This is a genomic window from Microbacterium sp. SA39, from assembly GCF_000967865.1.
Classification (GTDB): domain Bacteria; phylum Actinomycetota; class Actinomycetes; order Actinomycetales; family Microbacteriaceae; genus Microbacterium.
The window spans coordinates 491788-498033 of record NZ_JXRU01000039.1; the positions used below are offsets into that span (position 1 = coordinate 491788).

The following is a 6246-nucleotide window of genomic DNA, read 5'->3' on the forward strand; positions in this document are numbered from 1 at the left end:
CATGGCCGATATCGTCTCTCCCCTGCCCGGCATCTTCTACCGCAAACCCGGCCCCGGCAAGCCCGTCTTCGTGGAAGCCGGTGACACGGTCGAGGTCGGTCAGACGATCGGAATCGTCGAGATCATGAAGCAGTTCTCCGAGATCCGGTCCTCTGCGGCGGGAGTTCTCGCGGCGTTCCTCGTGGATGACGGCGGCACGGTCAACCCCGGTGACGTGATCGTCACCGTCACCGAGAACTGATGCGCCGCCTCCTCATCGCCAATCGCGGCGAGATCGCCGTGCGCATCGCGAAGTCCGCACGGGCGCTCGGGATAGAGACCGTCGCCATCGCATCCGAGGCGGACCGCGACTCCCTCGCGACGCGTGTCGCCGACCGGTTCGTCGTGATCGGGCCTGCGGCCGCGAAGGACTCCTACCTCAACGCCGACGCCGTGCTGGCGGCCGCGAAGGAGACCGGGTGCGACGCCGTGCATCCGGGCTACGGATTCCTCAGTGAGAACGCGGGGTTCGCCCGCGCGGTGCAGGCCGCGGGACTGATCTGGGTCGGTCCTGACCCCGACACCATCGAGCTGATGGGCGACAAGTCCAACGCGATCCGCGCTGCGCGAGACGCAGGAGTTCCGGTGCTCGCCGGAAGCGGCGGTCCCCTCGGACCAGACGACGACGCCATCGAGATCGCTCGACGCGTCGGCTATCCGCTGCTCGTCAAGGCGAGCGCCGGCGGCGGAGGCCGCGGCATCCGTCACGTCGCGGACGAGAGCGAGTTGCTCTCGACGATCGAACTGGCGCAGACCGAGGCGGGCAGCGTGTTCGGCGACCCGAGCGTCTACCTCGAGCGGTTCGTCGCCCATGCGCGTCACGTGGAGGTTCAGCTGCTCGGCGACGGGGAGAGCTGCATCCATCTCGGCGACCGGGACTGCTCGATGCAGCGCCGGTCTCAGAAGGTGATCGAAGAGGCGCCCGCGCCGTCGATTCCCAATCATGTCCGCGAGCAGATGCGCGCGTCATCCGTGCACCTCGCGGTGTCGAGCGGATACCGCGGCGCCGGCACTGTCGAGTTCCTCTACGACGCGGAGCGCCAGGAGGCCGCGTTCATCGAGATGAACACGAGACTCCAGGTCGAGCACACGATCACCGAGGAGATCACCGGCATCGATCTGGTCGCCGAGCAGCTGAGGATCGCCGACGGCGGTGCGCTCGGTCTCGTGCAGTCTGACATCCGGCTGGACGGTCATTCGATCGAATGCCGGATCAACGCCGAGGATCCGTCGCAGGGATTCTTCCCGAGCCCCGGCGTGATCTCCGTGCTCGACTGGCCCGAGGGGACGCGGGCGGATGCCGGCTTCGAGGCGGGCGACACCGTCGCGCCCTTCTACGACTCGATGATCGCGAAGCTCATCGTGCACGCCCCCACCCGCGCCGAGGCGATCGCCGCGATGAGGTCCGCACTTCAGGGCACGCGCATCGAAGGCATCAAGACGACGATCCCGCTGCACCTGCGCCTGCTCGAGGACCCTGCGTTCCTCGCGATCGCGCATCACACGAAGACCATCGAGAGCGGCACGATCCTGGAGGAGCTATGACCACGTCGACCGGCGCACCGAGCAGGTCGCGCTACACCTGGGGAGGGGACGAGTTCCTCTTCGTCGAGGTCGATGAGGCGATGAGCCTCTCGGCGAACTTCACCGTGATGGCGATCGCGAAGGAACTCGCCGCCGGCGGGCACGAGGGCATCATCGACATCTGCCCCGCCAATGCCTCATTGCTCGTGCGCTTCGACCCCCATCGCCTGTCGCACACGGCGCTCGAGGGCATCGTGCGAGACATCGAGGACGGCGTCGGCAACCAGGAGGGCGCCGAGATCCCCACCCGGATCATCGATGTGCCGGTCTGGTACGACGATCCCTTCACGGCGGAGGTCGGGGCCAGGTTCCGCGAGGGCTACCATCAGAACCCGAGCGGCAACGATCTCGACTACGCCGCCTCGGTGAACGGGCTGGCCGACCGGGCCGAGTTCATCCGCCGCCATCAAGCGCAGCCGTGGATCGTGAGCATGGTCGGCTTCGTGGCCGGGCTCCCCTTCCTCTACCAGCTGGTGGAGCAGGAGCAGCAGCTGGTCGTTCCGAAGTACCTGAGCCCGCGCACCGACACCCCCAAGCTCACGATCGGACACGGTGGATGCTTCGGAGCCATCTACTCCGTCCGCGGTGCGGGCGGGTATCAGATGTTCGGCCTCGTCGCGCCGCCGATCTACGACCCGGAGCAGCGCCTGGCCGACTTCGCCGACTCGTCCGTGCTGTTCCGTCCTGGCGACATCGTCTGCTACCGGTCTGTCGACAGCGACGAGTACGAGGCGATCCAGGCAGAGGTCGAGGCCGGGACGTGGCGGTGGCGCCAGGCGCCGGTGTCCTTCTCGGTGGAGGCCTGGCAGAGCGACCCGGCGGCGACCAACCGAGCGCTGATGGAGGCCCTCGATGCTTGAGGTCATGCAACCCGGTCTGCAGACCACCGTCCAGGATGAAGGTCGCCCCGGGTACTACAGTCTCGGGTTTCCCCAGGGTGGATCGATGGACCAGGAGTCCGCGCGCCTGGCCAATGCGCTCGTGGGGAATGAGTCGTCCGCCGCGGTCCTCGAATGCACCTACATCGGACCCGAACTGCGCGCCGCGGCATCCGTGACGATCGCTGTCGCCGGTGCGCCGGTGCCGGTGCTCGTCAACGGCGAGCCCCGCGAGGAATGGACGCGCATCGAGCTGCAGGAGGGCGATGTGCTCTCCTTCGGCGTCATCCAGGGCGGCACCAAGTACTGGATCGCGGTACGGGGCGGCATCGACGTGCCGCAGGCTCTGGGCAGTCGTTCGACCTACGTGATCGGCTCGATCGGCGGCGTCGACGGTCGCGCGGTCGCCGCGGGGGATCGGCTTCCGGTGGGATCGTCGGCGCTCCCCCTGCCCGCCGCATATGCGCTGGATCCGGTCCACCGTCCGTCGTTCTCCCGCTCGCAGGAGCTGCGGATCGTGCTCGGCCTGTACGACCATCTGCTCACCGACGAGGGGGTGCGCCGACTCGTCGAGGAGGAGTGGACGCTCACTCCGACGGCGGATCGCATGGGGCTGCGCTATTCCGGGCCCGGCGTCGAATGGCGCGAACGCGAGCAGCCCTTCGGCGCCGGCCAGGATCCGTCGAACATCGTCGACGCGGGCTACGCCGTGGGTTCGATCCAGATTCCTGGCGGCACGCAGCCGATCGTCCTGCACCGCGACGCGGTGTCGGGTGGCGGCTACGCCATGGTCGCGACGGTCATCTCCGCCGACATGGATCTGCCTGCCCGTGCCGCCCCCGGCACGGTCACGCGATTCGTGCCGGTGAGCATGGAAGAGGCTCTCGACGCGCGGCGGCAGCGGGCGTCGCGCATCGCGGCGGCTGTGGCGTCGCTGAGCTGAGTAGGCGCACTTCGGAGGAGATCTGCACTCCGGAGGTCGGATGCCGCGGAATGCGTCCTCCGTTGCGCGGATCCCCTCCGCAGTGCGGTCCGCAACCCTGAAACAGGCTGAAACCTGTGACTGGAGTGACCAAAGTGGCGCGACACGCCCTGTAATTGCTCAAAACCCGCGAAATGACGCGGAAATGTGGGCGGTCGTTGATACATTCGAGGCGGTCGCAAGACCAGGAGCATCCGCTCCGACCCCACAACGATGCGACGAGATCTCGTCGCTGGAGGAGTGACATGGCTGACAAGTCCATCACCAAGACCGAGCTCGTCGCGAGCATCGCAAGCGCCACGGGCCAGAGCCAGGCCACCGTCTCCGGTGTCCTCGACTCGCTCTTCGCCACCGTCTCCGACGCTGTCGCCAAGGGCAGCAAGGTCTCGATCCCGGGCTGGATCTCGTTCGAGCAGGTCGACACCGCTGCCCGCACGGGCCGCAACCCGCAGACCGGCGCCGAGATCAAGATCCCGGCCGGCAAGCGCGTCAAGGTGACCGCTGGCTCCAAGCTCAAGGCTGCCGTCAAGTAATTCGACGCACCTTCACGAAGGCCGCCGCCCCTCTCGGGTGGCGGCCTTCGGCGTTCCCGGGCGGTCAGCCAGGGCGGATGCCGCGGCTTAGGCTTGAGGGGTGAGTTCCCGCGCCGAGAAGACCAGTGGGTCTGCGGCGTATCGACTGGCCGGGATCGCGATCCTGGTCGTCGCAGCCGTCATCGCGACCGTGGTCGCCCTCGCGCTCGGAGGCGGGGCGAAGCCGCCGCTGCTGCAGGACCCCGGACCCTTCGTGCTCTGGGGTACGCCGATCGCGAAGCTGGTCATGAACATCGCCGGCGCCACGATGCTCGGCTCCCTCGTGCTCGCGCTGTTCGCCCTGCGCGCCGGCGAGCGGCCGTTCGACGCGGCACTGAACATCGCCTCGGTGGGTGCGGCGATCTTCACGGTCGCGTCGGGCCTCGCCGGCTTCCTGGCTTTCATGGCGGCCTTCAATCCGAAGCTCAGCATCGAGCGCGAGTTCGGCACCCAGCTGGGTCGGTTCCTGCTCGATCTGCCGCTGGGCCGGTCCTGGTTGATCACGACGATCTTCGGCGCCGTCATCACGGTGCTCGCGTTCGCCTGGCGCACCTGGACGCCCACGCTGATCACGGCGCTCCTGGCCGCGGCATCCTTCCTTCCGCTCGCCACGCAAGGGCACGCGGGCGATCTCGCGGGACACAACATGGCCGTGAATTCGATCCTGCTGCACATGATCGCCGCGGCGGTCTGGCTCGGCGGACTCCTGCTGCTCGTCCTGCTGCGCGGCCGCGATGATGTCGACTTCCCGCGGCTGGTGGCGCGCTACTCGTCGCTCGCGATCGCGGCCTTCGTGGTCGTGGCGGTCTCGGGCGTGACCCGGTCGATCGTGGCGGTCGGCAGCTGGGACGCGCTCTGGACGACTCCCTACGGGGCGATCGTGCTCGCGAAGGTCGCGCTGCTGGTCGGCCTGGGACTGCTCGGCGCCTGGTACCGCACCCGGCTCATCACGAAGCTCTCCGGGGAACGCGCCGCCCGCTGGTTCTGGATGCTGGTGCTCGGCGAGGTCGCTCTGATGGGCCTGGCATCCGGTGCCGCCGCCGCCCTCGCGCGCACACCTCCGCCGACCGGCGAGACCTCGGCGTTCGCGAAGACGCCCGCCGAGATCCTGACCGGGGCGAAGCTGCCGCCCGAGCTCACGCTCGAGCGCTGGTTCACGGCGTGGAACATCGACGTGCTCTGGCTCCTCGCGGCCGGCTTCGGGCTGTTCCTGTACCTCGCGGGGGTCCTGCGACTGCGCCGACGCGGCGATCGCTGGCCGATCCACCGCACCGTCTTCTGGGTCCTCGGAATGCTGCTGCTCGTCTGGGTCACCGGCGGGCCGATCAACGCGTATCAGGGTTACCTCTTCAGCGTGCACATGCTCGGGCACATGATGCTGTCGATGGCGATCCCGCTCCTGCTCGTCTTCGGTGCTCCGATCACCCTCGCCCTCCGCGCCGTGCGCAAGCGCGATGACGGCACGCGCGGCGGCCGCGAGTGGATCATGTGGGCCGTGCATTCCCCCGCCGCCCGCGTGCTCACGCATCCGTTCGTCGCCGCCGCGATCTTCATCCTGTCGCTGTGGGCGTTCTACTTCACCGATCTCGTGCGCTGGTCGATGTACGAGCACCTCGGGCACGAATGGATGGTCATCCACTTCCTGCTCTCGGGCTACCTGTTCGTGATGAGCCTGATCGGCGCCGACCCGGTGCCGTACCGGCTGCCGTATCCCGGGCGCCTCATCACGCTCATCGCCGTCATGGCCATGCACGCCTTCTTCGGCATCGCGATCATGATGCAGGATGGGCTCATGGTCGCCGACTGGTTCGGCTCGATGGGTCGCGATTGGGGCGTCGACCCGATGGCTGATCAGTACATCGGCGGCGGCATCGCCTGGTCCGTCGGCGAGATCCCGACCCTGATCCTGGCGATCACCGTCGCGATCCAGTGGAGCCGCGACGACACGAAGGTTCAGCGTCGCAGCGACCGGAACGCCGAGCGGACGGGGGATGCCGAACTCGAGGAGTACAACGCCAAGCTCGCCGCCCTCGCCGAGCGCGACCGTCGGGCGGCGGGCCGCTAGTTGTGATGTCCAGGCAGGTTGTTGAGTCTGCTGATGGGTGGGGCTCCGACGGCGGAGTGGTGCCTGTGATGATTGTAGAAGTGGATCCAGCCCGGTAGGGCAGCGCGTCGTTGGGTCTCCGATTCA

General features: G+C 68.1%; 6 protein-coding genes and 1 pseudogene. 6 read left to right on the top strand and 1 reads right to left on the bottom strand.

Annotated elements, in window-relative coordinates:
* Window position 1: 1 nt before the first annotated feature.
* The 6 genes from RS85_RS18800 to RS85_RS18825 all read left to right on the top strand — a co-directional run bounded on the left by RS85_RS18800 (window position 2) and on the right by RS85_RS18825 (window position 6120).
* Complete coding sequence (locus tag RS85_RS18800) at window positions 2-241, top strand: acetyl-CoA carboxylase (protein ID WP_046014939.1); 240 nt, start codon at window positions 2-4, stop codon at window positions 239-241.
* Window positions 241-1584, top strand: coding sequence for an acetyl-CoA carboxylase biotin carboxylase subunit (locus RS85_RS18805; RefSeq protein WP_046014940.1), 1344 nt, complete (start codon window positions 241-243; stop codon window positions 1582-1584). Before RS85_RS18800 ends, RS85_RS18805 begins: the two co-directional genes overlap by 1 nt.
* Entirely contained in the window at window positions 1581-2483 is a 903-nt protein-coding gene (locus RS85_RS18810; RefSeq protein WP_046014941.1) for a 5-oxoprolinase subunit B family protein, read from the top strand. The genes RS85_RS18805 and RS85_RS18810 overlap by 4 nt, the downstream gene beginning before the upstream one ends.
* Window positions 2484-2487: 4 nt before the next feature.
* On the top strand, window positions 2488-3444 hold the full coding sequence (locus tag RS85_RS18815) for a biotin-dependent carboxyltransferase family protein (RefSeq protein ID WP_046015030.1): 957 nt from the start codon (window positions 2488-2490) through the stop codon (window positions 3442-3444).
* A gap of 284 nt (window positions 3445-3728) precedes the next feature.
* Entirely contained in the window at window positions 3729-4016 is a 288-nt protein-coding gene (locus RS85_RS18820; RefSeq protein ID WP_017203554.1) for an HU family DNA-binding protein, read from the top strand.
* Window positions 4017-4116: 100 nt separating this feature from the next.
* A complete protein-coding gene (locus tag RS85_RS18825; RefSeq protein WP_200894875.1) occupies window positions 4117-6120 on the top strand; it encodes a cytochrome c oxidase assembly protein in 2004 nt (667 codons plus the stop codon).
* On the opposite strand, the pseudogene RS85_RS19625 reads toward RS85_RS18825, so the two are convergent.
* A pseudogene (locus tag RS85_RS19625) lies at window positions 6117-6246 on the bottom strand (IS481 family transposase); the annotation flags it as partial. The gene RS85_RS18825 and the pseudogene RS85_RS19625 sit on opposite strands and share 4 nt — an antisense overlap.